This window comes from Streptomyces sp. NPDC005811 (assembly GCF_040630405.1).
Classification (GTDB): Bacteria; Actinomycetota; Actinomycetes; order Streptomycetales; family Streptomycetaceae; genus Streptomyces.
The window spans coordinates 14,830-41,124 of the sequence record NZ_JBEXXK010000015.1 but is presented as its reverse complement, the minus strand read 5'-3'; the positions used below and the strand labels follow the sequence as shown (position 1 = coordinate 41,124).

At 70.9% G+C, this 26,295-nt stretch carries 31 protein-coding genes; 20 read left to right on the top strand and 11 right to left on the bottom strand.

The window, feature by feature from the left end; all coding sequences use genetic code 11:
* Positions 1-67: 67 nt before the first annotated feature.
* From tuf to ABZ490_RS17790, 5 genes are all read right to left on the bottom strand, one after another.
* Positions 68-1,261 (bottom strand): elongation factor Tu, encoded by a 1,194-nt coding sequence (gene tuf, locus ABZ490_RS17810; RefSeq protein WP_358990564.1) that lies wholly within the window; start codon positions 1,259-1,261, stop codon positions 68-70.
* A gap of 167 nt (positions 1,262-1,428) precedes the next feature.
* The gene (gene fusA, locus ABZ490_RS17805; RefSeq protein WP_358990561.1) at positions 1,429-3,555 is read right to left on the bottom strand and encodes an elongation factor G; all 2,127 of its coding nucleotides are present in this window, start codon (positions 3,553-3,555) and stop codon (positions 1,429-1,431) included.
* A 39-nt stretch (positions 3,556-3,594) separates the two neighbouring features.
* Positions 3,595-4,065: a 30S ribosomal protein S7 gene (gene rpsG, locus ABZ490_RS17800; protein WP_020132641.1), complete on the bottom strand. Its 471-nt coding sequence runs from the start codon at positions 4,063-4,065 to the stop codon at positions 3,595-3,597.
* A gap of 3 nt (positions 4,066-4,068) precedes the next feature.
* Positions 4,069-4,440 (bottom strand): 30S ribosomal protein S12, encoded by a 372-nt coding sequence (gene rpsL, locus ABZ490_RS17795; protein WP_003948652.1) that lies wholly within the window; start codon positions 4,438-4,440, stop codon positions 4,069-4,071.
* 253 nt (positions 4,441-4,693) lie between these two features.
* Complete coding sequence (locus tag ABZ490_RS17790; protein ID WP_358990556.1) at positions 4,694-5,746, bottom strand: glycosyltransferase family 2 protein; 1,053 nt, start codon at positions 5,744-5,746, stop codon at positions 4,694-4,696.
* Positions 5,747-5,873: 127 nt separating this feature from the next.
* On the opposite strand from ABZ490_RS17790, the gene ABZ490_RS17785 reads away from it, so the two are divergent.
* Complete coding sequence (locus ABZ490_RS17785; protein WP_358990552.1) at positions 5,874-7,151, top strand: glycosyltransferase family 39 protein; 1,278 nt, start codon at positions 5,874-5,876, stop codon at positions 7,149-7,151.
* A 28-nt stretch (positions 7,152-7,179) separates the two neighbouring features.
* Here ABZ490_RS17785 and ABZ490_RS17780 read toward each other — a convergent pair whose 3' ends face one another.
* From ABZ490_RS17780 to ABZ490_RS17765, 4 genes are all read right to left on the bottom strand, one after another.
* Complete coding sequence (locus tag ABZ490_RS17780; RefSeq protein WP_358990948.1) at positions 7,180-7,665, bottom strand: DUF1707 and DUF4190 domain-containing protein; 486 nt, start codon at positions 7,663-7,665, stop codon at positions 7,180-7,182.
* A gap of 94 nt (positions 7,666-7,759) precedes the next feature.
* A complete protein-coding gene (locus ABZ490_RS17775) occupies positions 7,760-8,011 on the bottom strand; it encodes a hypothetical protein (protein ID WP_358990550.1) in 252 nt (83 codons plus the stop codon).
* Complete coding sequence (locus ABZ490_RS17770; protein ID WP_358990546.1) at positions 8,008-8,589, bottom strand: hypothetical protein; 582 nt, start codon at positions 8,587-8,589, stop codon at positions 8,008-8,010. Before ABZ490_RS17770 ends, ABZ490_RS17775 begins: the two co-directional genes overlap by 4 nt.
* A 712-nt stretch (positions 8,590-9,301) precedes the next feature.
* The gene (locus tag ABZ490_RS17765) at positions 9,302-9,601 is read right to left on the bottom strand and encodes a WhiB family transcriptional regulator (RefSeq protein ID WP_358990543.1); all 300 of its coding nucleotides are present in this window, start codon (positions 9,599-9,601) and stop codon (positions 9,302-9,304) included.
* A gap of 216 nt (positions 9,602-9,817) precedes the next feature.
* Here ABZ490_RS17765 and ABZ490_RS17760 point away from each other — a divergent pair, with 216 nt between their 5' ends.
* The 5 genes from ABZ490_RS17760 to ABZ490_RS17740 all read left to right on the top strand — a co-directional run bounded on the left by ABZ490_RS17760 (position 9,818) and on the right by ABZ490_RS17740 (position 12,550).
* Positions 9,818-10,300 (top strand): helix-turn-helix transcriptional regulator, encoded by a 483-nt coding sequence (locus tag ABZ490_RS17760; RefSeq protein ID WP_358990540.1) that lies wholly within the window; start codon positions 9,818-9,820, stop codon positions 10,298-10,300.
* A 265-nt stretch (positions 10,301-10,565) separates the two neighbouring features.
* Positions 10,566-10,979: a hypothetical protein gene (locus ABZ490_RS17755; protein WP_358990537.1), complete on the top strand. Its 414-nt coding sequence runs from the start codon at positions 10,566-10,568 to the stop codon at positions 10,977-10,979.
* 147 nt (positions 10,980-11,126) lie between these two features.
* Complete coding sequence (locus ABZ490_RS17750) at positions 11,127-11,729, top strand: phage tail protein (RefSeq protein ID WP_358990534.1); 603 nt, start codon at positions 11,127-11,129, stop codon at positions 11,727-11,729.
* A gap of 96 nt (positions 11,730-11,825) precedes the next feature.
* A complete protein-coding gene (locus ABZ490_RS17745; protein ID WP_358990531.1) occupies positions 11,826-12,116 on the top strand; it encodes a hypothetical protein in 291 nt (96 codons plus the stop codon).
* Positions 12,117-12,181: 65 nt separating this feature from the next.
* Positions 12,182-12,550 carry a hypothetical protein gene (locus tag ABZ490_RS17740; RefSeq protein ID WP_358990945.1) on the top strand — a complete coding sequence of 123 codons (369 nt, stop codon included), beginning with the start codon at positions 12,182-12,184 and terminating at the stop codon, positions 12,548-12,550.
* A 27-nt stretch (positions 12,551-12,577) separates the two neighbouring features.
* Here the strand turns inward: ABZ490_RS17740 and ABZ490_RS17735 are convergent, their stop codons facing one another.
* Positions 12,578-13,447, bottom strand: a complete 870-nt coding sequence (locus ABZ490_RS17735) for a hypothetical protein (protein WP_358990528.1) — start codon at positions 13,445-13,447, stop codon at positions 12,578-12,580.
* 272 nt (positions 13,448-13,719) lie between these two features.
* Between ABZ490_RS17735 and ABZ490_RS17730 the strand changes: the two genes are divergently transcribed.
* Positions 13,720-13,932, top strand: a complete 213-nt coding sequence (locus ABZ490_RS17730) for a hypothetical protein (protein ID WP_358990526.1) — start codon at positions 13,720-13,722, stop codon at positions 13,930-13,932.
* A gap of 9 nt (positions 13,933-13,941) precedes the next feature.
* On the opposite strand, the gene ABZ490_RS17725 is transcribed toward ABZ490_RS17730, so the two are convergent.
* The gene (locus tag ABZ490_RS17725) at positions 13,942-14,646 is read right to left on the bottom strand and encodes a hypothetical protein (RefSeq protein ID WP_358990523.1); all 705 of its coding nucleotides are present in this window, start codon (positions 14,644-14,646) and stop codon (positions 13,942-13,944) included.
* A gap of 35 nt (positions 14,647-14,681) precedes the next feature.
* Between ABZ490_RS17725 and ABZ490_RS17720 the strand changes: the two genes are divergently transcribed.
* The 13 genes from ABZ490_RS17720 to ABZ490_RS17660 all read left to right on the top strand — a co-directional run bounded on the left by ABZ490_RS17720 (position 14,682) and on the right by ABZ490_RS17660 (position 26,236).
* Positions 14,682-15,359 carry a hypothetical protein gene (locus ABZ490_RS17720; protein WP_358990520.1) on the top strand — a complete coding sequence of 226 codons (678 nt, stop codon included), beginning with the start codon at positions 14,682-14,684 and terminating at the stop codon, positions 15,357-15,359.
* A 38-nt stretch (positions 15,360-15,397) separates the two neighbouring features.
* Positions 15,398-16,606: a phage tail protein gene (locus tag ABZ490_RS17715; protein WP_358990517.1), complete on the top strand. Its 1,209-nt coding sequence runs from the start codon at positions 15,398-15,400 to the stop codon at positions 16,604-16,606.
* Complete coding sequence (locus ABZ490_RS17710) at positions 16,603-17,871, top strand: tape-measure protein (protein ID WP_358990515.1); 1,269 nt, start codon at positions 16,603-16,605, stop codon at positions 17,869-17,871. The genes ABZ490_RS17715 and ABZ490_RS17710 overlap by 4 nt, the downstream gene beginning before the upstream one ends.
* A 51-nt stretch (positions 17,872-17,922) precedes the next feature.
* Positions 17,923-18,843: a phage tail protein gene (locus ABZ490_RS17705; protein ID WP_358990512.1), complete on the top strand. Its 921-nt coding sequence runs from the start codon at positions 17,923-17,925 to the stop codon at positions 18,841-18,843.
* A 33-nt stretch (positions 18,844-18,876) separates the two neighbouring features.
* Complete coding sequence (locus ABZ490_RS17700) at positions 18,877-20,091, top strand: hypothetical protein (RefSeq protein ID WP_358990509.1); 1,215 nt, start codon at positions 18,877-18,879, stop codon at positions 20,089-20,091.
* 26 nt (positions 20,092-20,117) lie between these two features.
* Positions 20,118-21,308, top strand: a complete 1,191-nt coding sequence (locus ABZ490_RS17695; RefSeq protein ID WP_358990505.1) for a hypothetical protein — start codon at positions 20,118-20,120, stop codon at positions 21,306-21,308.
* Positions 21,309-21,334: 26 nt separating this feature from the next.
* A complete protein-coding gene (locus ABZ490_RS17690) occupies positions 21,335-22,435 on the top strand; it encodes a hypothetical protein (protein ID WP_358990502.1) in 1,101 nt (366 codons plus the stop codon).
* Positions 22,432-23,544: a hypothetical protein gene (locus ABZ490_RS17685; protein WP_358990499.1), complete on the top strand. Its 1,113-nt coding sequence runs from the start codon at positions 22,432-22,434 to the stop codon at positions 23,542-23,544. Before ABZ490_RS17690 ends, ABZ490_RS17685 begins: the two co-directional genes overlap by 4 nt.
* On the top strand, positions 23,544-24,278 hold the full coding sequence (locus ABZ490_RS17680; RefSeq protein ID WP_358990496.1) for a hypothetical protein: 735 nt from the start codon (positions 23,544-23,546) through the stop codon (positions 24,276-24,278). Before ABZ490_RS17685 ends, ABZ490_RS17680 begins: the two co-directional genes overlap by 1 nt.
* A 19-nt stretch (positions 24,279-24,297) precedes the next feature.
* The gene (locus tag ABZ490_RS17675) at positions 24,298-24,663 is read left to right on the top strand and encodes an ATP-binding protein (RefSeq protein ID WP_358990493.1); all 366 of its coding nucleotides are present in this window, start codon (positions 24,298-24,300) and stop codon (positions 24,661-24,663) included.
* A 115-nt stretch (positions 24,664-24,778) separates the two neighbouring features.
* Entirely contained in the window at positions 24,779-25,654 is an 876-nt protein-coding gene (locus ABZ490_RS17670) for a peptidoglycan-binding protein (protein ID WP_358990490.1), read from the top strand.
* Positions 25,655-25,667: 13 nt separating this feature from the next.
* Positions 25,668-25,973 carry a hypothetical protein gene (locus tag ABZ490_RS17665; RefSeq protein ID WP_358990487.1) on the top strand — a complete coding sequence of 102 codons (306 nt, stop codon included), beginning with the start codon at positions 25,668-25,670 and terminating at the stop codon, positions 25,971-25,973.
* The gene (locus tag ABZ490_RS17660; protein WP_358990484.1) at positions 25,970-26,236 is read left to right on the top strand and encodes a hypothetical protein; all 267 of its coding nucleotides are present in this window, start codon (positions 25,970-25,972) and stop codon (positions 26,234-26,236) included. Before ABZ490_RS17665 ends, ABZ490_RS17660 begins: the two co-directional genes overlap by 4 nt.
* The last annotated feature ends 59 nt before the right edge of the window (positions 26,237-26,295 follow it).

Sequence of the window (26,295 nt, the reverse complement as noted above, 5' to 3'; positions counted from 1 at the left end):
TACGACCGGAGTCGTACGGGCCCCTTCAGAGGCTCAGCTCAGGCTGTGCCACCGATCAGGCGCAAGATCACTTGTTGATCTTGGTGACCTGGCCGGCGCCGACCGTCCGGCCACCCTCACGGATGGCGAACTTCAGGCCCTCTTCCATGGCGACGGGCTGGATGAGCTCCACCTTCATCTCGGTGTTGTCACCCGGCATGACCATCTCGGTGCCCTCGGGGAGGGTCACGACGCCGGTCACGTCCGTCGTACGGAAGTAGAACTGCGGACGGTAGTTGTTGAAGAACGGGGTGTGACGGCCACCCTCGTCCTTCGACAGGATGTAGGCCTGGGCCTCGAACTCGGTGTGCGGGGTGACCGAACCGGGCTTGATGATGACCTGGCCGCGCTCGACGTCCTCGCGCTTGATGCCGCGGAGCAGCAGACCGACGTTCTCACCGGCCTGGCCCTCGTCGAGCAGCTTGCGGAACATCTCGATACCGGTGACCGTGGTGGTGGTCTTCTCGGTCTTGATGCCGATGATGTCGACGGTCTCGTTGACCTTCAGGACACCACGCTCGATACGGCCGGTGACGACCGTACCGCGACCGGTGATCGTGAAGACGTCCTCGATCGGCATGAGGAACGCCTTGTCGACGTCACGCTCGGGCTGCGGGATGGACTCGTCGACGGCCTTCATCAGGTCGAGGACGGAGCTCGTCCACTCGGAGTCGCCCTCGAGCGCCTTGAGCGCGGAGACGCGGACGACCGGCAGGTCGTCGCCCGGGAACTCGTACTCGGAGAGGAGCTCACGGACCTCGAGCTCGACGAGCTCCAGGATCTCCTCGTCGTCCACCATGTCGGCCTTGTTCAGGGCGACGACGATGTACGGAACGCCGACCTGGCGGGCCAGGAGCACGTGCTCCTTGGTCTGCGGCATCGGGCCGTCGGTGGCGGCGACCACGAGGATCGCGCCGTCCATCTGCGCGGCACCGGTGATCATGTTCTTGATGTAGTCCGCGTGACCCGGGCAGTCGACGTGGGCGTAGTGACGGGTCTCCGTCTGGTACTCGACGTGCGCGATGGAGATCGTGATACCACGCTGACGCTCTTCGGGCGCCTTGTCGATGTTGTCGAACGCGGTGGCCTCGTTCAGGTCCGGGTACGCGTCGTGCAGCACCTTGGTAATGGCGGCCGTGAGGGTCGTCTTACCGTGGTCGATGTGACCGATGGTGCCGATGTTGACGTGCGGCTTAGTCCGCTCGAACTTCGCCTTCGCCACTGGGGTCCTCCTGTGGTGTGCTGTACGCCTTGGTTCATCGGCGCCAGGTGATCTTTGCTGTTAAGTCCCGGGCCCCGGGTCATTCCGCCACGAATGCGGAGGAACGACCCGTGAGGCTCCGGGGTCAAGCCTAAAGCGTGTGCGCGCGGTGCGTTAAACGCGGTGCGTTACTCGCCCTTGGCCTTCGCGATGATCTCCTCGGCGACGTTCCGCGGAACCTCGGCGTAGGAGTCGAACTGCATCGAGTAGCTTGCGCGACCCGACGTCTTGCTGCGGAGGTCGCCGACGTAGCCGAACATCTCCGACAGGGGCACGAGGCCCTTCACGACGCGGGCACCCGCACGCTCCTCCATGGCCTGGATCTGACCACGGCGGGAGTTGATGTCGCCGATGACCTCGCCCATGTAGTCCTCGGGCGTGGTGACCTCGACGGCCATCATCGGCTCGAGCAGCACGGGGCTGGCCTTGCGCGCGGCCTCCTTGAAGGCCTGCGAACCGGCGATCTTGAACGCGAGCTCGGAGGAGTCGACCTCGTGGTAGCCACCGTCGAGAAGCGTGACGCGGACGCCCGTCATCTCGTAGCCCGCGAGGATGCCGAACTGCATGGCCTCCTGCGCACCGGCGTCCACCGAGGGGATGTACTCCTTCGGGATGCGGCCACCGGTGACCTTGTTCACGAACTCGTACGACGCGTCGCCGCCCTCGATGGGCTCGATCGCGATCTGCACCTTGGCGAACTGGCCGGTACCACCGGTCTGCTTCTTGTGCGTGTAGTCGACCCGGTCGACCGCCTTGCGGATGGTCTCGCGGTAGGCGACCTGCGGCTTGCCGACGTTGGCCTCGACCTTGAACTCACGGCGCATACGGTCGACCAGCACCTCGAGGTGCAGCTCGCCCATGCCACCGATGATGGTCTGGCCGGTCTCCTCGTCCGAGTGGACCTGGAACGACGGGTCCTCCTCGGCCAGGCGCTGGATCGCGATGCCCAGCTTCTCCTGGTCGCCCTTCGACTTGGGCTCGATGGCGACCTGGATGACCGGCGCCGGGAAGTCCATGGACTCCAGGATCACCGGGGCCTTGTCGTCGCACAGCGTCTCACCGGTGGTGGTCTGCTTCAGGCCCATGACGGCGACGATGTCGCCGGCGCCGACCGCGGCGATCTCCTCACGCTTGTTGGCGTGCATGCGGTAGATCTTGCCGATGCGCTCCTTCTTGCCCTTGACGGAGTTCAGCACGGCGGTGCCGGACTCCAGGCGGCCCGAGTAGACCCGGACGAAGGTGAGCTTGCCGAGGTGCGGGTCGCTCATGATCTTGAACGCCAGCGCCGACAGCGGCTCGTCGTCGGACGGCTTGCGCTTGACGATCTCCTCCGCGTCGTTCACGGCGTGGCCTTCGATGGCCTCGACGTCGAGCGGGGAGGGCAGGTAGCGCACGACCGCGTCGAGCAGGGGCTGAACGCCCTTGTTCTTGAACGCGGTACCGCAGAACACGGGGGTGACCGTGACGCCGTCGGACTTGCCGGACGCGATGGTGATACGACGGATCGCGGCGTACAGCTGCTCCACGGAAGGCTCCTGGCCCTCCAGGTACAGCTCCATGATCTCGTCGTCGTTCTCGGCGACGGTCTCGACCAGCTTGCCGCGGTACTCCTCGGCGGCTTCGGTGTGGGTGGCCGGGATGTCGACGACGTCGTACATCTCGCCCTTCTCCGCCTCGGCGGACCACACGAAGGCCTTCATCGTGACCAGGTCGACGACGCCCTTGAAGTCGGCCTCGGCACCGATCGGGAGCTGCATCACGATCGGCGTCGCACCGAGGCGGCTGCTGATCATGTCGACACAGCGGTGGAACTCGGCACCGGTCCGGTCGAGCTTGTTGACGAAGCAGATACGCGGGACGCCGTAGCGGTCCGCCTGACGCCACACGGTCTCGGACTGGGGCTCGACACCCGCGACGCCGTCGAACACCGTGACGGCACCGTCGAGCACACGAAGGGAACGCTCCACCTCTACGGTGAAGTCGACGTGGCCCGGGGTGTCGATGATGTTGATGGTGTGGTCGACGTCGGCCAGCGGCCAGTGACAGGTGGTGGCAGCAGAGGTGATCGTGATGCCACGCTCCTGCTCCTGCTCCATCCAGTCCATGGTCGCGGCGCCGTCGTGGACCTCGCCGATCTTGTACGAAACGCCGGTGTAGAACAGGATCCGCTCGGTGGTGGTCGTCTTGCCCGCGTCGATGTGGGCCATGATCCCGATGTTGCGGACCTTGGCCAGGTCAAGTGAAGTGGTAGCCATAAGGCTTTCGTCTTCTCTCGGTCTCGATGTGGGTAGCGACTACCAGCGGTAGTGCGCGAAGGCCTTGTTGGACTCGGCCATCTTGTGGGTGTCCTCGCGCTTCTTCACAGCGGCGCCGAGGCCGTTGGACGCGTCGAGAAGCTCGTTGAGCAGGCGCTCGGTCATGGTCTTCTCGCGACGGGCGCGGGAGTAACCCACGAGCCAGCGCAGCGCCAGGGTGCTCGCGCGACCCGGCTTGACCTCGATCGGGACCTGGTAGGTCGCGCCACCGACACGGCGGGACTTGACCTCGATGGTCGGCTTGATGTTCTCGAGAGCGCGCTTCAGCGTGATGACCGGGTCGTTGCCGGTCTTCTCGCGCAGGCCCTCCATGGCGCCGTAGACGATGCGCTCGGCGGTGGAGCGCTTGCCGTTCAGCAGCACCTTGTTGATGAGCGACGTGACAAGAGGAGAACCGTAGACCGGGTCGATGATGACCGGGCGCTTCGGGGCAGGGCCCTTACGAGGCATTTCTTACTTCTCCTTCTTGGCGCCGTAGCGGCTGCGGGCCTGCTTGCGGTTCTTGACACCCTGAGTGTCGAGGGAACCGCGGATGATCTTGTAGCGAACACCGGGCAGGTCCTTCACACGGCCACCACGCACGAGCACGATGGAGTGCTCCTGCAGGTTGTGTCCCTCACCCGGAATGTAAGCAGTGACCTCGATACCGCTGGTCAGACGCACACGCGCGACCTTACGCAGGGCCGAGTTCGGCTTCTTCGGGGTGGTCGTGAACACACGCGTGCAGACGCCGCGACGCTGGGGCGAACCCTCGAGTGCGGGCGTCTTGTTCTTCTCGACCTTGTCCTGCCGGCCCTTACGGACCAGCTGCTGGATCGTAGGCACTACTTCTCCGGTTTCTGTGTGCCGAATAGTGAAGCTAACCTGGAACTTCTCCGACCCACGCGGTCGGGTGTGTCGAATCCCGCGGACTTCCGCCGCGAGGCAGCGGAAAGCTCGGATTACGGTGGCCGCTCTCGGCCCCGGCGCGGTCTGACGGCACGCACGAGGGCCAGGGCACACCCCAGGCACAAGGTCTGAGCGTACCCAGCGCAATCTCTCCGGTCAAAACAGAGGCCGCACGCCCGACACGCGGCGGTTACGTTCGGGAACCCGATCGCTGGTGTGGTACGGGCGTTTCCCCGCCCGTCGCCTTGGTGTCCCTGGCCGGGTCACGCTCCGCGTCCCGTGCCGTGTCACTGCCGACGAAATACGTGGGACGGTTCTGTACGGCCGTATAGATGCGGCCCACGTACTCGCCGAGCAGGCCCACGCAGATCAGCTGGACCGCGCCGATGAACAGGACGCCGGTGAACAGGGAGGTCCAGCCGGGGACCGTGTGGTCGAGGAAGTGGGCGCTCAGGGTGTACGCCATGAGCGCCATGCACACCAGGAAGGCGAAGCCGCCGAGCCAGGTGGCGATGCGCAGCGGGGCCGCGGAGAACCCGGTGACGCTGTCCACGGCGAGCCGGATCATCCGCCCCAGCGGATATTTGCTCTGCCCGGCCGGGCGCGGGGCGCGCTCGTACGTCACCTGCCCGCTGGGGAAGCCGAGCCAGGGCACCAGGAGCCGGTAGACGCGTTGCTGGTCGGGCAGCGCCTTGAGGGCGTCCACGGCGGGCCGGCCCAGCAGCCGGAAGTCACCGGCCTGGGAGGGCACGGCCGGCCCGGCCAGCCGCCGCACCAGCCGGTAGTACAGCCCCGCGGTCCACCGCTTGAAGCCGGTGTCGCTGGCCCGGTCGGCGCGGATGCCGTAGACGATGTCGAGCCCTTCACCCTGGGCCAGGGCGAGCATCTCGGGGATCTTCTCCGGCGGGTCCTGGAGGTCGGCGTCGATACTGACGACATAGGCGCCGAGGGCGCGGTCCAGTCCGGCGGTGAGGGCGGCCTGGTGGCCGGAGTTGCGGCGCAGGCCGATGATCCGCAGCTCGGGCCAGCCGAGGCGGAAGGCGGCGAGGAGTTCGGCGGTGCGGTCGGTGGACCCGTCGTCGACCGCCACGACCTCGTAGGGCTCGCCGAGACCGGCGAGGACCGGACGCAACCGGCTGACCAGCGCCGGAAGGACCTCTTCCTCGTTGTACATGGGTATGACGACCGACAGCACGACCGACAGCACGGTCGCACCGCTCACGGCATCCGGCTCGTCCGTCACGCGTCCCCTCCCTCGCCTGTGACGCACATGTGCGACTCTGGTGCGATCTTATGACCACGCTTCACGATCATCCGGACCACGGCTCCGACCCGGCCGTCCCGCGATCGTCCTAGGGGGGACCCCAGTCATGAGCACGGCCCGCAGCGACGCGGCGACGGACTCGGCCATGCCCGACGACGGGCGGGAGCGTCCGCCGGGGCGCCGCCGGCTCGTCCTGCCGGACGGTCTTCGACCGTACCTCCTGCCGCTGCTCCTGTACGGCGTGACGAAGCTGGTCGGTCTGACCGTCTTCGCCTGGCTGCTGGAGGCGGCCGGCGACTACCAGAAGAAGAACCCGCGCTTCGGCGGCGGCGCCCACTGGTGGGACGTCCTGGCCACCTGGGACGGCTGGTGGTACCTCCAGGTCGCCGAGAAGGGGTACGACCCCCAGCCGCTGCAACCGCTCGCGCCGGGCGGGCTGTTCACCGTCCAGCAGAACTCGGTGGCGTTCTTCCCCCTCTACCCGGGGCTGATCAGGGGCGTCTCGGAGATCACGGGCCTCGGTCTGTACGGCTCCGCGATCCTCGTGTCCGTCGTGGCGTCCTTCGTGGCCGCGGCCGGGATCTACGCCGTGGTCGCGGCGCTCGCGGGGGTGCGGGCGGGCACGATCGCGGCCGGGCTGTGGGCCGTGGTGCCGGGCGCGGGCGTGGAGTGGGCGGTCTACTCGGAGTCGGTGTTCGTCGCGATCGCGGCCTGGTGCTGCTACTGCGTGATGCGGGGGCGATGGGTGGCGGCCGGGCTGCTGGCCTTCCTCGCCGGACTGAACCGGCCGACGTCGGCCGCGCTCATAGGGGCGGTGGGCCTCGCCGCGATCGTGACACTCGCCCGGCGGGAGAGCAGGCGCGAGCAAGGGATCTCAGGCCCGGTGTACGCGATGGTCGCCGCGCCGCTCGGACTGCTCACCTATGTCGCCTGGGTCGGGCTGAGCATGGGCGACCTGACCGCCTACTTCACACTCCAGCGCGAGGGCTGGGCGCACTACTTCGACTTCGGCAAGTACACCCTGGACGTTCTCGGCAACACGGCGGTCGGGCACAACAACTATCTGTTCGCCTTCTCGGTGCCCGATCTGCTGTGTGTGCAGATCGTGCTGGCGCTGCCCTTCCTGATCGCGCTGATGCTGCGGAAGAGGCCGCCGCTGGTGCTGGTCGCCTACGCGCTGGCGTCGATCGTGACGGTCCTGGGCACCCAGCAGATGTTCGGCAACACGGGCAGGTATCTGCTGCCCGTGTTCCCGCTGCTGCTGGCCCCGGCGGCGGCGCTGAGCCGGCTGAAGTGGCCGAGCCTGGCGGTGTTCTTCGCGACGGCGTCACTGGCGTCCGGGTGGTACGCGCACTACGTGATCTTCGAACTGGGCATCCCGTAGGACGCGCGCGTGGTGGTCCCCATCGGGATCAGGGGGACGAGACGGCCGCCATCATGATGATCATCAGGAAGAACGCCCAGCCCGCCACCGACAGATAGCCCAGGATCAGGCCGGCCAGGGCGAACCCGTCACCGCCCTCGCCGGAGCGGCGGATCTCGGCGCGGGCCTTGTGCCCCAGGATCACCGCGGGGATGCCGGTGAGCCCCATGGACATGGTGGTGAGGACACCGCAGACCATGGAGCCGACCGCCTTGCCGTTGGTGGGCGGGGGCGGGGCGGGCAGGAACGTGCGCGGGACGGGCGGGCCGAAGGCGGGCGGCGCGGCGAGGGCGGCCGGGACGGCCATCGGGCCCTGCGGGAGGTCGGAGATGACGAGTTGCAGCTCGCCGACGGTGCGGGCCTGGTAGGCGCGCTGCACCCGCTTCTCGAACTCGTCCTGCTGCAGACGGCCTTCGCCGAAGCCCGCCCTGAGCACGTCCACCGCGCGCTCGCGGTCGGCGTGCGACGCGAGCATCGCGGCGCCGTTCGGCACCTGTCCCTGCGGCTGCCATGGCGACGGATACGACACGGGCACCTCCCCCCGGACGGCTGAATGCCTCCATCATCCCTCAACGCGTCCCGGCCGCCCACGGTTCCCCCGGTCGGCGCGGGTCACGGTTCGGCCCACGTGCCGCGCGCTCGGCCGCGAAGACGTCCTCCAGCCGGAAGAGCTGCGCCCGGCCCGCCCGGCCGGCCGGTTTCAGCCGGCCGAGCTGTACCCACTTGCGGATGGTGGCGGGGGCGACGCCGGCCTCCTGGGCGGCGAGCGCTCCCGGGATGAGGGTCGGCCGCTCGTCGGCCCGGTCCGCGGCCCGGCTCATCCGCGCCCCCACTCCCCCTCGTCCCAGGTGTGCCGGTAGGCCGGGTCGTCGTGGCAGCCGCACTCGGGGTCCGCGCAGCGGCAGGCCGGGTTGACGCACAGGACGGCGTGGCGGTCGGGGAAGGCGCGCAGGGAGACCGAGTCGCACCAGGGGCAGCGGCCGGAGATCCGTACGACGGTCTCGGTGTCGCCCAGCGCGCGGGCGCAGCGGCGGGCCATCCGGCGGGTCTCGTCGCGGACGTGCGCGGCGAGGACGGGGTCGGCGGCGACGGCGTCGAGCAGCGCGGCGATCCGGCGCAGGCGATCGGGCACGGGGGCGCGGCGGGCGCGGGGCAGACCGAGCCGGTCCCGTACGGCCTCCTCCAGTTCCACGACACCGTCGGTGAGATCCCTGATGGTGTCCGAGATGTGCAGGCGCAGCGGGGCGGCGCTGTGTCCGGGGGCGACGAGCCCGTGCCGCTGCTGGAGCAGCAACGCGTCCTCCCGCTCCTCACGCAACCGCTCGGCGAGCCCGACCGGCGGCGCGACCGGCCCCCGCCCAGGGCCCCCGGCCCGCCCGGGCACCAACTCCCTGGCCAACTCGGGAAACTGCTGAAGCAGGGTGGCGATCCAGAGGGCGGCTTGCTCAACAGGACGAGACTCACCGGGGGCGGGCCGCCGGGCGGGGGTGGGGGTGTCGGGGGTGTCGGGGGTGGGGCGGGTGTGGGTGGGGGTGGGTTCGGTGGAGGGGGTGGAGCGGATGGAGGTGGTGGAGGTGGTGGAGGTGGTGGAGCGGGTGAAGCGGATATCAGCGGGGGTCGAGGCGGAGGCCCGGTCGGCGGAGGGGGTTCGGGAGAAGGGCGGTTCTGGGGCGTAGGCGCGGGAGTGGGCCGACTCCGGGGCGCGGGGGTGAGACGGGTCCGACTCGGGGACGCGGGGGTGAGACGGGTCCGGCCTCGGGGGGCAGGCAGGAGACGGGGCCGGCCCCGGGAGACGGGCAAGAGTCGGGTCCGACTCCGGGAGACCGGCGTGGGACGAGGCCGACTGTGAGGCTCGGGCCTGAGTCGGGGGTAAGGCCGTCGATCCGGCAGGCGGGGCGGCGGGGCTCGCGGGCGGTGCCGGGGACCGGCCGACGGGCGATGCCGGTGCGGGACGGGGCGTCGATGCCGCAGCCCGGCCATTGGGCGACATCGGCGTGGGGCGGGCAACGGGTGCCGAGGCCCGGCCGTCGGGTGGGGCCGGGCGGGCTGACGTGGGGTGGGTTTCGGTCCGGGCCGTCGGGTGGGTTTCGGTCGGGGCCATGGGGCGGCGCTCAGGCATGGGGGCCTCCGTGGCGGCGGGGTTCGGGGACGGGGCGGCCGGAGCGCCAGAGGCGGCCGCCGCAGACGCCGTCGAACCAGTTCTCGGCGGGCGCCACCGTCTCCTCGCAGGCGCGCCGTACGGGACACATCGCGCACGCCCGCAGCGCCGGGGCGGCCTCCTTCGGCCTCTTCGAGAAGACGACCCGGGGCGGCAGCCCGGCGCAGGCGGCCGCGGACTGCCAGCCGACGGGACGCGCGGGACGCGACGGGCGCGGCTGATCCGGTGGTGAGCAGGAACCGGTTACGGGCATGGGCAGGGAACCCCCTGTCGGTTCGTGAACGAGCCGTACGAAGTGAATCCCCAGAGTCACAGATTGCGCGCGCGCTCGCAATAATTTACCGGCGCCTCACCTTCACCCGAACCTCCATCAACTACACAAACTTTCCTCACTACTTGCGCGAGAGCACGTAATTCCTTGCGCGCAAGCAAGCTAAACTCGTGCCACCCCCGAAGGAAGCGAGCAGACATGACCACCCAGGACCTGGACGCGTTCGCCGCGTGGGTCGAAGACCTCATGCGCGAACGCGGCTACGACATCGACAGCCCGCGCGGCGGCGGGAAGTCACGGATCGCGGACGAGGCCGGCGTGCACCGCGCCGCCGTCACCCGCCTGCTGCAACGCCAGAGCATGCCGGACCTCGAGACCACCCGCCGCCTCGCACGGGTGCTCGGCGTCCCGGTCCGCGACCTGCTCATCCGCTCCGGCCGGCTCACCGCCGAGGAGCTCGCCGACCCGCACGGACGCACCTCCGCACCCGCCCCCGACCCGGACTTCGGCCGCAGGCCCACTCTGGAGGAGGTCGCCGATCTGCTCGGCGTACCGGCCGAGCGGCGGGAGATGTTCGTCCGGGTGGTGGAGCAGTTCCTGCCGAACGAGCCGGAGCGCGCGGACAAAACCGGCCGCGTCCTGGCGGGCGCGGGCACGGCGGCACCCCCCGGTACGGACTGACACTCCCGCGCCGAGCACCCGTGGGCCGACGGGTGCACCCGCCGCACACAGAGCCCTCCGCACGTCACCCGCCCCCGCCCCCTCTCCCCCGTCCCCCACCTCGCACTTCCGCCCCTCCCGCACCCCTGGGGCCGATTCTTTCGGCGTATTAGTTGCGTGCGCGCACGATCGCATGTCACAGTTGGTGCAGCGGCGGAGCTGTGCCCACCCCCTCCCCGCTCCCCTCCCCTTCTCCTTCCTTCCCGCTTCGGCGAGGTGACCCGGCATGACCACACCCACTCCACCGAGCGCCTTCCCCGACGTCGAGGCCCTGGTCGTCGACATCCTGGAGGCCGACTCGGCGCTCTCCACGGCGCTGGTGACCGTCCAGCCGCCGACGGACTTCGACGGCACGGCCGCCGCCGTACTCGTCAACCGCCGCGGCGGTGCCTGGGTCGGCGAGCGCCACGTCGACCAGCCGCTGATCGAGCTGGAGGTGTACGGCCCCACCAAGCAGGCCGCGCACGTCCTGGCCAACTCGGCCCGCCGCGCGCTGATGGCCGCGGCCGGCAACCGCTACGGCACGAACCTGATCACCGAGGTGGAGGAACAGGACGGCCCCCGCTGGCTGCCCGACTACCTCTACCGCGCGGCCAACCGGTACGTGACCGTCCTCACGGTGTACCTGGACGTCTACTGACGCGCCCGCGCCGCACCCCCACAGACCGAAGGCCCCGCCGTTCGCCTCTCCGAACGGCGGGGCCTTCGCCGTACCCGGAACCGCCGGGCACGGCACCCCGCACCACCCACACCCCATTTCTCCGTCCCTCTATCAAGGAGCCAACCCATGGCAGGCACCAACTCCTCCGAGATCCGCATCGCCGGAGTCGGCCGGCTCTACGTCGCCGCCGCCGACACCAAGGTCCCGACGACCTTCTCCACCGACCCGTCCACCGACTGGGCCACCGGCTGGAAGAACCTCGGCTTCACCAACGGCGAGGGCGTCACCTTCAGCAAGAAGGACAAGCTGGAGCCGGTCGACGTGTGGCAGGCCGTCAGCCCGGTGCACTTCGTGTACTCGGACCGCGACCTGACCCTGAAGTTCTCGCTGCTCCAGTTCAACGAGGACACGCTGCCGTTCTTCATGGGCGGCGGCCAGGTCGACGCGGTGACAGGCTCGACCGGCGTCTACAAGTACGACATCGCCGACCGCCCGTACGCCGATGTCCGGGCCCTCGGCCTGGAGTTCACCGATGTCCGGGCGAGCGACGGCACCGCCGTGACGTACCGCTTCGGCATCCCGCGCGGCCAGGTCACGGCGGCGGACGACATCAAGCTGGCCCGCAAGTCGCCGGCCCAGCTCGGCATCACCTTCACGGCGATGGCGGCGACCGACGGCTCGGCGCTCGCGAGCTTCGTGATGAAGGACACCGCGTACGCCGCGTCCTGACCTACCGGGTGGGGTGAGCGCCCCGAGCACACCGCCCACCCCACCCGCTGCCCCGCACCTCCCCCGTACGGCATCACTCAAGGAGGCACCCTCACCATGGCCCGTTTCGACGTCAACGCCGCCCGCGCCCAGCGCCTCGAAGCCCTCGGCCGCACCTGGTCGTTCGAGCTCGACGACGAGAGTTTCACCCTGCCCACGGAGCTGACCCGCGCCACCGCGAAGGCGCTGCGGGAACTCGACGACAACGACGTGGACGGGCTGCTCGGGCTGCTCATGGGCGAGCAGCAGTTCGCCCGTTTCGAGCGGCACGAGGTGAACATGCAGGACATCGCCGCCATCCTGGAGGCCTACGGCAAGGAGACCGGGCTCGGCCTGGGGGAAGGCTGAGCCTCGTCGGGTTCGTGGACGAACACGCCGAGGCCCTCGAAGCGGACCTGCTCCGCTACTACGGCATCGATCTGCTCGACTGGCACCGCGACCGCCTCTCCGCGCGGCGGCTCGCGGTGCTCGTCGCCCAGCTGCCGCGGGACAGCGCCCTCAACCGCGAGCTGCACGGCGATGCCGCCGAGTGGTCGGTGACGGACCATCTGCTGGCCGCGGTCGTGGACCATCTGGCGGCGGCGAACTGGATGTTCGCGTCGGTCAACTCGGACGAGGGCGACCAGCCGGACCCACCGGTACCGGTGCCGCGCCCGGGCGACGGCAGCGAACCGGAGAACGCGGAGGAAGCGGAGGATGCGGAGGACCCGGACGAAGGGAAGCCGGGAGGCGCCCCTCTCGGACCCCCCTCCCCGGTCCAACTGGCCCGCTTCTTCGCCTGACGCCTGACGCCTGACGCCTGACGCCCGTCACCCGGGCCCCGGTGCCTCGGGCGACTCCGGCGGCTCCGCCCCGCGCCCGTCCCCCCGGCGCCCCCGCCCGCGTCCCTGCCCCCGCCCCTCCAGCCCGTCGGCGAGCGCGCGGGCCCGGTCCGACAGCCGGGGTTTCTCCTCGGAGGCCGCCGACTCCTGCTGCGCTCGCTCGCCGGCGTCCGTACGGCGTTCCCTGGAGCGGGACAGCGGGGGCACACTGGGCCGGCCATTTCGCCGCACCACGGTCCGGCGGGCCGAGCGGACGGTCCGCTTCTCCGGTACGGGAGCGACGGCCGGCGGCGGTTCACCGGCTCCCGGTCCCCCCGAACCGCCCCCGCCCGGACCGGAGTTCCCCACCGGCAGGGGCGTCTGCACCGGTACCGGTACGGACACCGGCGCCGGCACGGGTACAGGCCCCCCGTCCGCCACCGAGCGCTCCCGCTCCCCCCGTTCCTCCGCCCGGGTCACCTCGGTGGGCGGGCGCAGGAGTTCGACGTACGGCAGGGCGATGACCTCACCGCCGGCGTCGTCCTCCTCGGCCGGCCTGGCGGCCCGGCGCGGACGGCGGCCGGTGCGGGCGTCCTCCTGGCCCTGGAGGTAGGCGACGGTGATGCGTTCCTCGTACGCGCGGCGGATCGCGGGAAGCTGTTCGGCGACCATGTCGGCCCAGCCGGCGCTGTAGGCGGCCAGCTCGCGGCGGTCCAGCTCGCCGCGGGGCAGGGTGACCAGGTCCTCCGGGTCGTACCCGAGGCTGAGGACGAGTTCGGAGACCCGGGCGATGAGGTGCGGCAGATCAGGGGACAGTTCGAGCCAGTCGACCACCTGGTCGTTCCGCCCGTTCCCCGTGTCGCCCTCGTCCCCGTCCACCCCGCCGGCCTTGATCTCGCCTCCTGCCCGTCCGCGCTCGGCGAACCCTCAACTCGCTTACAGGGCCCTGTAGTTCAGACTTCCCTTTTTCGCGGACGGACGAACGGCCGGATCCTACTCCACGAACCTTGGGCTCTCACGGAGCGTTCGCGTCAAACACGGAACGACACCACGACAGCACTCGTACACTAGTTCGAACACACGCTCCGGTACCCCCAGGAGCGCGCCATCGCAGCACAGCCCAGCGGACAGAACGGAAAGCAGGCACCGACATGGCGACAGGCCCGAGCGACTCCACCGAGCAGCCGATCGACACCTACACCCGCCTCGCCCACCTCCTGCACACCCCACCCGCGGACCGCGAGGCCCTGCTGGACCGCGTGTACGAGGAACTGCTCACCCACGAGTCCCGCGCCTACGCGGCGGGCTGGTCGGACGCCCTGACCGAGGCGGAGGCCCGGCGGACACGCGGCCGACGAGCGTAGTCGGCGGCGTCACGAGGTGGCGGCGACGAAGGCGTGGCCCGCGACGATCCCGCCGGCCGAGGCCAGCAGCGCCTCGGACACGAACAGGGCCCAGTGCGCCTTCTGACGCCCCGTGCGCGGGACGATGCGGCCTTCCCTCGCCTCCTGTGCGGACACACCCCGCTCCCGCGTGATCCTCCGCCGCTGCTTCCGCGACTCCGGCAGCACCTCCAGGACCCAGAAGAGCTCTCTCACGAGCCCTTTGGCGCCCACGTCACCGCGCGCCCGGGACAGGACGCCGAACAGCAGGAAGACGAAGAGGCCGAGGAAGAACACCGCGGCCGTCGCGTTCGTCGCGCCCCGTCCCGCTCCTCCGGGATTCGGGAGATGGACGGCGAAGACCAGGGCGGCGCCGCCCGAGCCGTAGAGGAAGGCCAGCCCGCCGAAGGCGGCGACGGGCCCGACCCAGCCCCGCATGCCGTGCAGCCATGCGACGACGCAGATGCCCAGGATCAGTGCGGGAGCCCCGGCCGCCAGCGCCAGACGCCCTTCCTCGCAGGCGGGCCCCAGCCGCCGGCCGCAGTTCCCGCCCGCACCGAATCGGTCGAACAGCTCGATGACCAGTGTGGTTCCCCAATAGAGGACGAAAATCCCGAAAATCGTCAGCGCATGACGTGCGGGCAGATTTCCGCCCGCTTCCCCTCGCACCGAATCCTTGCCGTCTCGGGTGCCCATTGGCGCGATGCTACCAGGAGGGAGTGACTGCCACCATGCCCACTCTGGAAGAGCAGATAAAGAGCCTCAAAGAAAAGGACGAAGACCTCGCCAGGTCGATAGCGAATCAGATCGACAAGACCGAACTCGACGCCTTCTTCACCAGCAAGAAGAAGCTGGAACAGGACGCCGAGAAACAGGCGGCGCCGGAGAAGGAGAAGGCGCTCAAGAAGCTCATTTCCGACGAGATAGAGAAAGCCGGACAGTCGGCCTGGAAGCCGGACAGCAGGTGGTACAAGACACCGGAGTTCATGGGCTTCGTCTCCGCCCTGACCGGCAGCCTCATCGGCCTCACGCTGGTCAAGTACGACTTCGCCGTCTTCGACATCACCGAGAAGGTCAACCGACTCGCCCTCCGACTGGTGAACTACATTACGGGGAGAACCCAGTGGGACCGCCAGTTCCTGACCTCGGAACAGAAGGACGAGCGCAAGCTGAACGGCCGGTTCTCCGCCATCGAGCACCGTCTCGCGCGCCAGATGAAGAACGCGAACAAACGCATCGGCGCCGTGGAGACACGAGTGGCCAGGATCGAACGGTCCGGACGGGACGTCCGGGAGCGCGTGGGATCGGTGGCCGCCTCACCAGGCTCCATACCTCAGTCGCGCAGTGCGGCGGCCGAACTCGAGAATCTGCACTCGCGTATTGACGCACTGGTCGCAGCCCTTGGCTGACCGAGGGGTCGTTCTCGATTTCAAGGATGAGGTGGAGTATGTCTCTGGTTCGATCTCTGAGCAAGGCGTCGTCGTCGTTCAAGGAATTCAAGGACCGGGCCCAGGACGCGGGCCGGGCCTCGGACGGGCTGAAACAGAAGACCGGTGCCGCGGAAGGCCGGCTCAAGCAGTTCAAGGGCGCGGCCCAGGGCGCCGAAAGCGAGCTGAAAGGCCTCAAGACCGGCTCCGAACAGGCCGAGACGGCCATCGGCAAGGCCGGGAAGACCGGTTCCTCCGCCGGGAAGAGTCTCGGGAAGTACGAGGCCGGGGCGGGCAAGGCCGCCAAGGGGCAGGACAAGATGAACAAGTCGATGAAGGGGAACCTCTTCGGCATGCTCATGAGCCTGCTGCAGCCGCTCATCGAGAAGGTCGTCGACATGGCGGCCAACTCCAAGACCATGCAGAAGGTGCTCCAGACGGCCTTCACCGTCATCAAGTCCGTGATCAGCAATGTCATGAAGGCCATCGGGCCGATCATGAAGAACGCGGGCAAACTGATCAAGACGGTCTGGGACGGCGTCAAGACCGCGGTGTCGAAGGTCGTCAAGGCGATCGCCACCGTCATCCAGACCTACGTGGGCATCTGGAAGAAGGTCATCACCACCGCGCTCAACGCGATCAAGTCGGTCGTGTCGAGCGTCTGGAAGGGCATCAAGAACGTCGTCTCCCCCGTCGTCAACTGGGTCAAGTCCGCGATCCCCAACGCCTTCAAGGCCGTCAAGGACAAGCTGTCCAGCATCTGGGGCGGGCTCAAGGGCATCGCCGGACGTGCCTTCGACGGCATCAAGAACGCCGTACGCGGTCCGATCAACGCCGTCATCGGCATCGTCAACCGCGCCATCGGCGCCCTCAACGGCATCCATGTCTCCATCCCCGGCTGGGTCCCCCTGGTCGGCGGCAAGACCTTCGGGGTCAGCCTGCCGAGGATCCCCGCGCTGGCCACCGGCGGTGTCGTCCTGCCCCGCTCCGGCGGCGTCCCCGCGATCCTCGCCGAGGCCGGTGAGGCGGAGGCCGTCCTGCCGCTCAGCAAGCTCGACCGGCTGCTGCGCCGCGCCGCCGCCGACGGCAGGGCCTACGCAGGAGCAGGAGCAGGAGCAGGCACCGGCACCGGCGGCGCACTGCACATCGAGCACTACCACGCCGCCGAGACCAGCACCCCCCAGCGCACCGCCGACGCCCTGATGTTCCTCGCGAAGGCCCGCGGATGAGTACCCCGGCGGTGACGGACCCGCTGGCCGGGGTCACCCCGGCGCTGACCGCGTTCCGGTCCCGCGTCGAGCAGGGCGGCACCGCGGTGCGCTCCCTCACCGACCGGATCAAGGCCGCCGCCACCGGCGCCGACCGCCTCGGCACGGCCGCCGCCCAGGGCGCCACCGCCGTGAGCCGCGCCAAGGCGAGCACCGAGGCCGCCGCCCGCGCCGTCACCACGACGGGCCGGACCGCCGGCACCGCCGCGGCCGGGATCAAGGCGGCGGCCTCCGGCGGCCGGACGGCCTCTGGCACCCTCGTCCGGCTCGGCTCCGCGCTCGGAGGGGTCTTCGCCGTCGTGGGCGCGCTGATCTCGGCCTCCGGTGTCCTCGGCGACCTCATGGGCACCTTCGGCACCCTGATGACCATCGGCTCCGGTGTCCTCCTCGTCGTCAACGCCCTCACCCGCGCCAACCCCATCGGGTTCGTCACCGGACTCCTCCTCCCGGTCGCCGGCTGGCTGCTGGACCTGGCGCTGAACTCCGAGACCGGGCAGCGCCTGATGGAACAGCTGGCGACGCTCGTCCTGACGTACGTCGAGGGGTGTCTGACCGTGCTGGCCCCGCTGCTGAAGGCCGTCGGCAGCGCGGTGAACACCTACGTCACCGGCTACCTCGCCCTGGTGACCACGGTCCTCACCGGCCTCACCACCCTCATCGGCACCGCCTTCGCCGTCGCCCGCTCGCTGGCGAGCGGAGACACCAAGGCGCTCAGCGGGCGGGCGGCGGCCGTCTGGAAGGGCGTCAAGGACGGGGTGCGGCCGGTGCTGGACTGGATCGGCAAGGACATCCCCGCGATGTTCACCCGCGTCAAGGACGCCACCGCCCGCACCCTCGACGCGCTCGGACGGTTCGTCACCACCGGCGCGCAGACCGTCGCCGGGGTGGTGAAGGGGCCCGTCCAGGGGCTCATCGCCTTCGCCAACCGGATCATCGACGGCCTCAACAGCCTCAGCTTCAGCATCCTCGGCAAGAAGTTCGGCGTGCAGCTGGCGAAGATCCCGATGCTCGGCGAGGGCGGGGTCGCCGTCCCCGGCGCCCGCGCGGCCGGCCGGGTCCTGCCGCTCCGGGACCTGGACCGGCAGCGGGCCCTCGCCCGCCGCCACCGCGCCCCCTTCTCCGCGCTCCCGCACCGCGTCCAGGAGTTCCACGAGAGCGCCGGCGCCGGAGCCCGCGGCACTGCGGAGGACCTGCTGTTCCTGGCCGCCGCCCACGCCTGCGCCTGACCCCCCGGACCACCCCACCCGCACCCGACAAGAGCGAGGTGACGGCCCCCCATGGCCGAGATCACGACCACCGCATACACCGACGACGTGCCACCCGGCTCACTCATCACCCGCGACGGGCAGATGCAGTGGGCCGGACTGCTGCTGGGCCCCGGGACGCCGTACGAGATCGACCGGGGCGGGCTAAGCGGCTGGGAGGACCTGCCGGAGTACGACGCCTCCGACGCCGACCACCCCACCGCGCACGGCGCCTGGCCGGGCGCGCGCTACGCCAAGCCGCGCCGGATCGGCGGCACGGTGTGGACCGTACCGCCGCAGGACGACAGCGTCTCCTCGCTCGCCGTGACCCGCGCCCTGCGCCAGGCGCTGCTGCTCGACGACGAGGAGCGCTGGCTCGCCGTCCGGCTGCACGGCGAGACGCTGGCCGTGCGGGCCCGGGTCAGCCAGCGGGTGCTGGCCGCCGACCGGACGTACACCACCCAGGGCGTCTCCCGGGCGTCCGTGCAGTGGTACGCCACCGACCCGCGCCGCTACTCGGTCGACGAGCGGACCGCGCTGACCGGCGCCCCGCAGCCGGAGAGCGGTCTGACCTGGCCGCTGACCTGGCCGCTGTACTGGGGCCAGGCCGCCTCGACCGGCGACGTGAACGCCGACAACGACGGCTCCGCGCCCACCCACCCCGTCCTGGTGTTCACCGGCCCCTGCACCAACCCGACCGTCACCGACCGCACCTCCGCGCTGCGGCTGCGCTACGAGATCGGCCTCGCCGCCGGTGACGAGCTGGTCGTCGACACCGCCGCCGGCACGGTCACCCTCAACGGCACCGCGTCCCGTCGGCACACCGCGGCCGCCGACAGCAGCCCCGAGGAGCTCTTCGCCTTCGCCCCCGGCCGCGCCCAGCTGGCCTTCCGCCCCGACACGTACGGCGCCGGCGCCCAGCTCACGGTCCGCTGGCGCACCGCGGAGTGGTGACCCCCGTACCCCACGACCAGAGGAGACCAGCAGATGAATCTGCGCAGTTCATGGCTGGCCGAGACCGGCCAGACCCGTGCGGACACCCGGCTCACCCAGCTGGGCGCCACCACCCCGGCCAACCCGCTGGACGTCCGCTCCGGCATCCTCCCGGGCTCCTACGACGGGCAGTACCGGCTGTCGGGCTTCTGGATGGAGGGCGGCGCCGGCACCATGACCGCCACCGTCCACGAGGGCCGGGCCGTCGTCCAGGGCGGCAGCGGCCAGGGCGCCTACCCGGTCACCCTGTCCGAGCCGCTGTCCCTCACCTTCACCGACGGCGACGCCCAGTACGCCCGGATCGATGTCGTCGTGCTGCGGATCTACGACGACATGTACGACGACTCCGGCTCCACCAAGGCCGCCGTGGAGATCGTCCGGGGCACCCCCGCCGCCACCCCGGCGGTGCCCGCGCTGCCGGGTGTCTGCCTGCCGGTCTACCAGGTCCGGGTCCGCGCCGGGATCAGCGCGGGCAACGGCGGCGTCAACTGGAGCTCCTCCGACGTCACCGACCTGCGCACCCCCACGGTCGCGGCCGGCGGCATCCTGCCCGTGGTCGGCGAGACCGGCAACGGCGCCTACCCGGGCCAGTACCGCGACTCCGGCGGCGCCCTCCAGCGCTGGGACGGCTCCGCCTGGGTGCCGTACCCGCTCGCCCTCGGCGGGGTCGCACCGGCCGGGGCGGTGACCACGGCGAGCTACACCGGCCAGTACCGGGACGGCTCCGACGGCAACCTCCAGCGCTGGGACGGCTCGTCCTGGGTGTCGTACCAGCGGATCCCCTCCTGGACGAACTACACGCCGGTCTGGTACTCGTCCACCGGCACCGCGCCGGCGGTCGGCAACGGCAGCCTCAACGGCAGATACGTCAAGCTCGGCAACCTCGTCCACGTCCGGCTGCGGCTGGCGATCGGCTCGACGACCAATCTCTCCGCGCTGGACACCGCCGGCGCCTGGTCCTTCTCCCTGCCGTTCCTCCCGGCGTCGGGCTGGATGACCGACATCCTGCTGAACGTCGTGGGCTTCAGCAGCAACGGCTTCAAGTTCTTCCAGGGTGCCGCCCAGGTGTCGGCGGCCAACGGCGGCGTCGTGAACCGGTTCACCGTCACCTCCGGCGCCGCCGCCGCGAGCTGGACCAAGGCCGTCCCCTACACCTGGCAGGCCACCGACGTCCTGTCGATCTGGGGCGACTACGAGTCCGCCGCCTGAGCCCACCCCCGACGAAGGAGTCGACCATGCCGATCCGTTCCGGATGGCTCTCCCCCGATGGACAGACCCGTGAGGACACCCGTCTCATCGCGCTCGGCGCCCTCACCCCCACCTCCCCCGTCGCCACCCGCTCCGGCGTCCTGCCGGGCTCCACCGGCGGCCTCTACCGCGTCTCCGGCTTCACCGTCACCGGCACCACCGGCGCCATGACCGCGAGCGTCAGCCCCGGCCGTGCCGTGATCCAGAGCACCGACGCCCGGGGCGCCTACCCGGTCGCGCTCACCGAGTACCTGCCGCTCACCTTCGCGGACGGCGACGCCCAGTACGGCCGGATCGACCTCGTCGTCCTGCGGGTCTACGACAACGTGTACGACGGCTCCGGCCGCACCGAGGCCGTCGTCGAGATCGTCCGGGGCACCCCGGCCGCCACCCCTGCGCCCCCGGCCACGCCCGATGCCGCCCTGGCGCTGTACTCGGTCGCCGTCGGTGCGGGCGTCAGCGCCGGCAAGGGCGGGATCGCCTGGGACTCCGCGCGCACCGACCTGCGTCCGACCACCGTCGCGATCGGCGGCATCCTGCCCACCCGCACCGACGACACCGCGCCCGGCGGCCACACCGGCCAGTACCGGGACACCGGCGACATCCTCCAGCGCTGGAGTTCCACGGCCTGGGTGCCCTACCCGAGGAACGTCGGCGGGATCGTCCCCGCCGGGGTGCTGACCACCGGCGGCTACGCCGGGCAGTACCGCGACTCCTCCCTCGGCCAGCTCCAGCGCTGGAACGGCAGCGCCTGGCTCCCCGCCGTTCCGGGGCCGGTGTTCGCGTCCTCGCTGGACGCCGGGTACACCACCTCGACGACGTACACGGCCACGCTGGTCGAAACGGCCGTGTCGGCGCTCACGCTCAGCTTCACCGCGCCGCCCTCCGGCGGGGTGATCATCAGTCTCGGCGCGCGGATCTCCACCTCGGGCAGCGAGACCGTCCAGGCACATATGTCCCCGCAGGTCACGCTGGGCACCACGGTCGTCTGGGCGGCGGACGACGAGCGCGCCGCGTCCGGCTCGGGCGCCATCAGCAAGTCGCAGTCGACGCAACTGCGCCTGAACTCCCTCACGGCCGGATCGGTCTACACGGTCACCGCGATGCACCGGTCGTCCAGCGCGAGCGTCAACAGCTGGTTCGACACCCTCTGGCTCCGGGTGGACCCGCTCGCCTGAACCGGCCTCCCCGAAAGGACCTGACCATGCCCCTTCGTACCGGATGGCTCTCCCCCGACGGCCAGACCCGCGAGGACACCCGGCTCGTCTCGCTCGGCGCCCTCACCCCGACCTCGCCGGTCACCACCCGCTCCGGGGTCCTGCCGGGCTCCTCCGACGGTGTCTCCCGCCTCTCCGGCTTCACCCTCACCGGCACCACCGGCACCATGACCGCCACCGTCGGCCCCGGTCGGGCGGTGATCCAGGGGACCAGCTCCCAGGGCGCCTACCCGGTCGCGCTGACCGAGTACCTCGACCTGGTCTTCGCCGACGGCGACGCCCAGTACGGCCGGATCGACCTGGTCGTCCTGCGGATCTACGACGATCTGTACGACGGCTCCGGCCGCACCGGGGCCGTGCTGGAGATCGTCCACGGCACCCCCGCCGCCACCCCGGCCGTCCCGGCGGTGCCCGCGCTGTCGCTGCCCCTGTACGAGGTGGTCGTCCCCAAGGGCGCGAGCGCCGGCACCACGGCCATCGACTGGAGCACGGCGCTCGGCGGACGCCGTACCGCCACGGTCGCGGTCGGCGGCATCCTCCCGGTGACCACGGACGCGACGAACGGCTCCTACCCGGGCCAGTACCGGGACGTGGGCGGGCAGTTGCAGCGCTGGAGCGGCACCGCCTGGACCGACTACCCGGTGCTGCCGACCTGGCAGAACTGGACGCCGACCTGGACGACCAGCACGGCCTCGGCGCCCCCGGCCTTCGGCAACGCCACGGTGAGCTGCCGGTACGTGAAGTTCGGTACGACCGTCCACCTGAACTTCTCGATCACCTTCGGCAGCACCACCACCTTCGGCAGCGGCGCCACCACCAACGACAACTGGCGGTTCAGTCTGCCGGTCGCCGCCGCGGCGGCCCGCCCGCTGATCGGCTTCGCCGAGCTCGCCGCCGGCGACGCCGCCAACCGGGCCACGGCCCGGGTCTACCTCTCCACCACCACCGCTTTCGAGCTGATCCTCGCCTCGGGGCGGCCCACCGCCACCGCTTTCACCGCGACGGGCGGACTGGACTCCCTCACCCCCTGGACCTGGGCCGGCGGCCACACCGTCGTCGGCTCCGCCACCTACGAGGCCGCCGTATGACCTCCGCCCTCAGCACCCCGTACCGGGCGATCTTCTGCGACCTGCGCACCGACCGCACCATCGACATCCTGCCCCTGCGGGACGTCACCGTCGACGACTACATCGGCAAGGCCGGCTCCCTCTCGGGCACGATCCCGGTGCCCGACCGGGCGATGGCCGCGCGGGTCCGCCGGATCGAGGAGGGCCGGACCTCGGTCTACCTCCAGCGCGGGGACGACCTGTGGTGGGGCGGCATCATCTGGACGTCCACGCTCCAGAGCGACGACCGGGGCGTGCTCACCCTCGGCATCCAGGCCGCGACCTTCGACTCGTACGCCGGCCGCCGCCGTATCCGCGCGGACCTCGACTTCCGGGACACGGACCAGCTCGCGATCGCCCGCGCGCTGTGGGACCACCTCCAGTCCGCCCCCGGCGGGGACATCGGCGTCGGACACGGCTCCGAGACCTCCCCGCAGACCCGCTCGGTGGCGTACCGCAACGGCGACGAGACGGTCTATCTGGAGGCCCTGGACGCGCTCGCCGCGCTGGAGAACGGCTTCGAACACCACATCGCCGTCTACCGCGACCCCGTCGACGGCGAGCGGGTCCGGCAGCTGCGGCTGGGCAGCCCGAAGATCGCCATCGGCACCACCGACCTGGTGATCGACCGCCCCGGCACGGTCCTGTCGTACGTCTTCCCGCGCGACGCCACCCGCGGCGGCACCACCGCCCGGGCCCGCGGCGCCACCGACAACACCAGCCAGGCCGTGGAGTCCCGGCCGCTGTACGCGGACGCCACCGTGCCCGTCGGCGAGCAGCTGATCGCGGCCGGCTATCCGCGCATCGACCTGACCTCGGACCACAACGACGTGGCGAGTGTGCCGGTGCTCCAGTCGCTGGCCAACGCCGAACTCACCGAGGGCGTGGGGGCGGTGGTGATCCCCGAGATCAGCGTCCGGCTCGACGATCTGGTGCCGCCCGCGCTGCTGGGCCGTACGGTCCGGCTGCGGATCGACGACGAGTGGTGGACCGAGGGCCTCGACGCCCGCTACCGGATCGTCGGCGTCAAGGTCAGCCCGGGGCAGCGCGGCCGTCCCGACACCGCGGAGCTCTATCTGGAGGAGGCCTGATGCCCCAGCTCCCCGAAGACATCATCGACCGGCTGACCCAGATGGAACGCCGGATCCAGCAGCTGTCGACCGCCGTCAACACCCGGCCCGCGCTCAACACCATCACCGGGGGCGAGGTGGAGATCAGCGACGGCACCCTGAAGATCAGCGACGGCGGCACCCTGCTGGTGCAGCGGCCGGGCACGACCGAGGCGATGTTCCGGGTCGGCTCCTGGCAGGGCGAGGAGTACGGCCTGGAGATCCACCGCCAGACCGGCAGCAAGGCGCTCACCCTGTTCAACGGCGACGGCGGCGCCGGCTCGCTCCAGCCGCTGCGGATCTACGACAACGGCAGCCGGGAGATCATCTCCGACGACGTCAACACCGGCGGACTGGCCCGGCCCTGGCTGGCGATGCTGCCGCCGCAGGACACCACCCAGACCCGCTGGCCGCAGAGCGCCGCGACCTCCTGGACGACGATCGCCGTCTCCTACAACCCCGTCTGGCAGCCGAAGATGCGGCTCCTGCTCAACACCCGCCTCAGCTCCGGCGGCGCGGGACAGGTGCGGGTGCTGGTCAACGGCGTCCAGTGGGGCGACACGGTCACCGCGCCCAACGACTTCGACTACACGGCCCTGCTCGGCAGCGACTTCGGCGCGCTCTACGCCACCACGGTCAAGGTCGAGATCCAGGCCATCGCCACCACCGGCACCGTCTACGCCAACCCGGTCCTGATGCACGGCCGACAGAGCTAGGGCCTCGAGGAGGCACACCTTGGAGATCGACCCCGCCCTGCCCTGGGGCATCGCGATCGACTACGCCGGGCGGGCCACCGTCACGGAGGCCGGTCACACCCTGCACATCAACGTCTCGGACACCAGCCTGAGTTCGGTGATCGGGCCCGACTCGATCACCGGCACCTACTCCCCCGTCAACGTCACCGCCGAGTTCTCCGAGAGCGGCGCCCGCGGGGCGGTCCTGCGCGGCTCCGGCCGGGTCACGGTCCTGCCGGACGGCTCCGGCCCGGTCGTCCCGGACGGTACGGCCGTCCAGCGTGCCGTCGCCGCCGCCCTCGCCGACTTCCAGACCGCGGTGACGGACTACGCGGCCCTGTGCGCCGCCTGGCCGCCGGCCGGCTGACGCTCCCGCAAGCCCCGCCCAATGCCCCGCGCCACCCCACCGGCCGGGGTTTTTTCCTGTCCCCCGGGCCCGATATGCCCCACATCGAAGCAAGCTCCCCAGGGAGGCACCACCCATGGCCAACCCTCTCTCCGCCGACGCCCTCGTCGCCGCTCTGGACGCCGAGGGCGTCACCGTCGTCGAGCACGCCGGCTGGCGCACCCACAACCGCAACCACAAGGGCAGCTGGGGCCCGGTCAACGGCGTGATCATCCATCACACCGTCACCACCGGCACCACCGGCTCCGTCCAGATGTGCTTCAACGGCTACACGGCCCTGCCCGGCCCCCTCTGCCACGGCGTGATAGCCAAGGACGGCTCGGTCCACCTCGTCGGCAACGGCCGCGCCAACCACGCCGGCAGCGGCGACGGAGACGTCCTCAGGGCCGTCGCCGCCGAGCGGGCCACCCTGCCCGCACCCCACCGCAACGACACCGACGGCAACGTCCACTTCTACGGCTTCGAGTGCGTCAACCTCGGCGACGGCAAGGACCCCTGGCCCGAGGTCCAGCTGGAGGCCATGGTCCGGGCGGCCGCCGCGCTGTGCCGAGCGCACGGCTGGAGCGAGCGCTCGGTGATCGGGCACAAGGAGTGGACGAACACCAAGGTCGATCCGCGCGGCTTCTCGATGGCGGACTTCCGCTCCCGGGTCGCCGCCCGGCTCGGCGGGACGGTCCCGACCGGCACGCCCACCCCCACCCCCGCCTACCAGCCCTTCCCCGGCGCCGACTGGTTCCGCAGGAGCCCGCGGTCGGCGATCGTCACCGCGATGGGCCGGCGTCTGGTCGCCGTCGGCTGCTCCGCCTACGCGAGCGGCCCCGGCCCGCAGTGGACCGAGGCCGACCGGACCTCGTACGCCAGGTGGCAGCGCAAGCTCGGCTACACCGGCTCCGCCGCCGACGGCTGGCCGGGCGCCGCCTCCTGGGCGGCGCTGAAAGTCCCCCACGTCTGAGAGCGAGGCCGCCATGTCAGAGGCCGCCAAGCGGACCCTCCGCACCGTTCTGCAAACCGCTGCCGGCCTGTGCGTCCTGCTGCCGGCGGTCGTCGGCGCCGTCGGCCTCCCGGACACCCTGCCCTGGGTGGCGGGCGCGCTGGCCGTCGCCGCCGGCGTCACCAGAGTCATGGCCCTGCCCGCCGTACAGAACCTGCTGCCGGGCTGGCTGCGCACGGACACCCCCGCCAACGGGGACACCGCGCTGCTCTCCCTCGTCCAGCGGAACACGGAGACACGGGACGCGGAGACACGGGACGCGGAAGGGAGGGATGCGTGAACGAACCCCGTCCGCTCTCCGACGCCACCTCCGTCGCCGTGGAGCTCGAACGGCTGCGCGGCACGGTGGAGGCCGGGTTCGCCCGGGTCGACGGCTCGCTCGCGCTGCTCGTCCAGCGCAGCGACCAGACCGACCGGCAGCTCGCCGACCACGAACAGCGGCTGGACGCCCTGGAGCGCTCCCGCTGGCCGCTCGCCAGCATCGGCGCGCTGGCCGCGCTGGCCACGGTCGCCGTCACGGTCTGGGAGCTGACGGCACGCTGAGATCCCGGAAACGCCGAAGGGCGGTCACCCCGTCGCACACGGGGTGACCGCCCTTCTAC

Excerpts from the sequence above, each read along its gene's own strand:
- ABZ490_RS17700 (WP_358990509.1), top strand. The coding sequence starts at position 18,877 with ATGAATCTGCGCAGTTCATGGCTGGCCGAGACCGGCCAGACCCGTGCG.
- ABZ490_RS17730 (WP_358990526.1), top strand. The coding sequence starts at position 13,720 with ATGGCGACAGGCCCGAGCGACTCCACCGAGCAGCCGATCGACACCTAC.
- fusA (WP_358990561.1), bottom strand. The coding sequence starts at position 3,555 with ATGGCTACCACTTCACTTGACCTGGCCAAGGTCCGCAACATCGGGATC.
- ABZ490_RS17785 (WP_358990552.1), top strand. The coding sequence starts at position 5,874 with ATGAGCACGGCCCGCAGCGACGCGGCGACGGACTCGGCCATGCCCGAC.
- ABZ490_RS17715 (WP_358990517.1), top strand. The coding sequence starts at position 15,398 with ATGTCTCTGGTTCGATCTCTGAGCAAGGCGTCGTCGTCGTTCAAGGAA.
- ABZ490_RS17680 (WP_358990496.1), top strand. The coding sequence starts at position 23,544 with ATGCCCCAGCTCCCCGAAGACATCATCGACCGGCTGACCCAGATGGAA.
- ABZ490_RS17775 (WP_358990550.1), bottom strand. The coding sequence starts at position 8,011 with ATGAGCCGGGCCGCGGACCGGGCCGACGAGCGGCCGACCCTCATCCCG.
- ABZ490_RS17695 (WP_358990505.1), top strand. The coding sequence starts at position 20,118 with ATGCCGATCCGTTCCGGATGGCTCTCCCCCGATGGACAGACCCGTGAG.
- ABZ490_RS17745 (WP_358990531.1), top strand. The coding sequence starts at position 11,826 with ATGGCCCGTTTCGACGTCAACGCCGCCCGCGCCCAGCGCCTCGAAGCC.
- ABZ490_RS17780 (WP_358990948.1), bottom strand. The coding sequence starts at position 7,665 with ATGCTCGCGTCGCACGCCGACCGCGAGCGCGCGGTGGACGTGCTCAGG.
- ABZ490_RS17755 (WP_358990537.1), top strand. The coding sequence starts at position 10,566 with ATGACCACACCCACTCCACCGAGCGCCTTCCCCGACGTCGAGGCCCTG.
- ABZ490_RS17750 (WP_358990534.1), top strand. The coding sequence starts at position 11,127 with ATGGCAGGCACCAACTCCTCCGAGATCCGCATCGCCGGAGTCGGCCGG.
- ABZ490_RS17710 (WP_358990515.1), top strand. The coding sequence starts at position 16,603 with ATGAGTACCCCGGCGGTGACGGACCCGCTGGCCGGGGTCACCCCGGCG.
- ABZ490_RS17670 (WP_358990490.1), top strand. The coding sequence starts at position 24,779 with ATGGCCAACCCTCTCTCCGCCGACGCCCTCGTCGCCGCTCTGGACGCC.
- ABZ490_RS17665 (WP_358990487.1), top strand. The coding sequence starts at position 25,668 with ATGTCAGAGGCCGCCAAGCGGACCCTCCGCACCGTTCTGCAAACCGCT.
- ABZ490_RS17705 (WP_358990512.1), top strand. The coding sequence starts at position 17,923 with ATGGCCGAGATCACGACCACCGCATACACCGACGACGTGCCACCCGGC.
- rpsG (WP_020132641.1), bottom strand. The coding sequence starts at position 4,065 with ATGCCTCGTAAGGGCCCTGCCCCGAAGCGCCCGGTCATCATCGACCCG.
- ABZ490_RS17685 (WP_358990499.1), top strand. The coding sequence starts at position 22,432 with ATGACCTCCGCCCTCAGCACCCCGTACCGGGCGATCTTCTGCGACCTG.
- ABZ490_RS17765 (WP_358990543.1), bottom strand. The coding sequence starts at position 9,601 with ATGCCCGTAACCGGTTCCTGCTCACCACCGGATCAGCCGCGCCCGTCG.
- ABZ490_RS17725 (WP_358990523.1), bottom strand. The coding sequence starts at position 14,646 with ATGGGCACCCGAGACGGCAAGGATTCGGTGCGAGGGGAAGCGGGCGGA.
- ABZ490_RS17690 (WP_358990502.1), top strand. The coding sequence starts at position 21,335 with ATGCCCCTTCGTACCGGATGGCTCTCCCCCGACGGCCAGACCCGCGAG.
- ABZ490_RS17760 (WP_358990540.1), top strand. The coding sequence starts at position 9,818 with ATGACCACCCAGGACCTGGACGCGTTCGCCGCGTGGGTCGAAGACCTC.
- ABZ490_RS17720 (WP_358990520.1), top strand. The coding sequence starts at position 14,682 with ATGCCCACTCTGGAAGAGCAGATAAAGAGCCTCAAAGAAAAGGACGAA.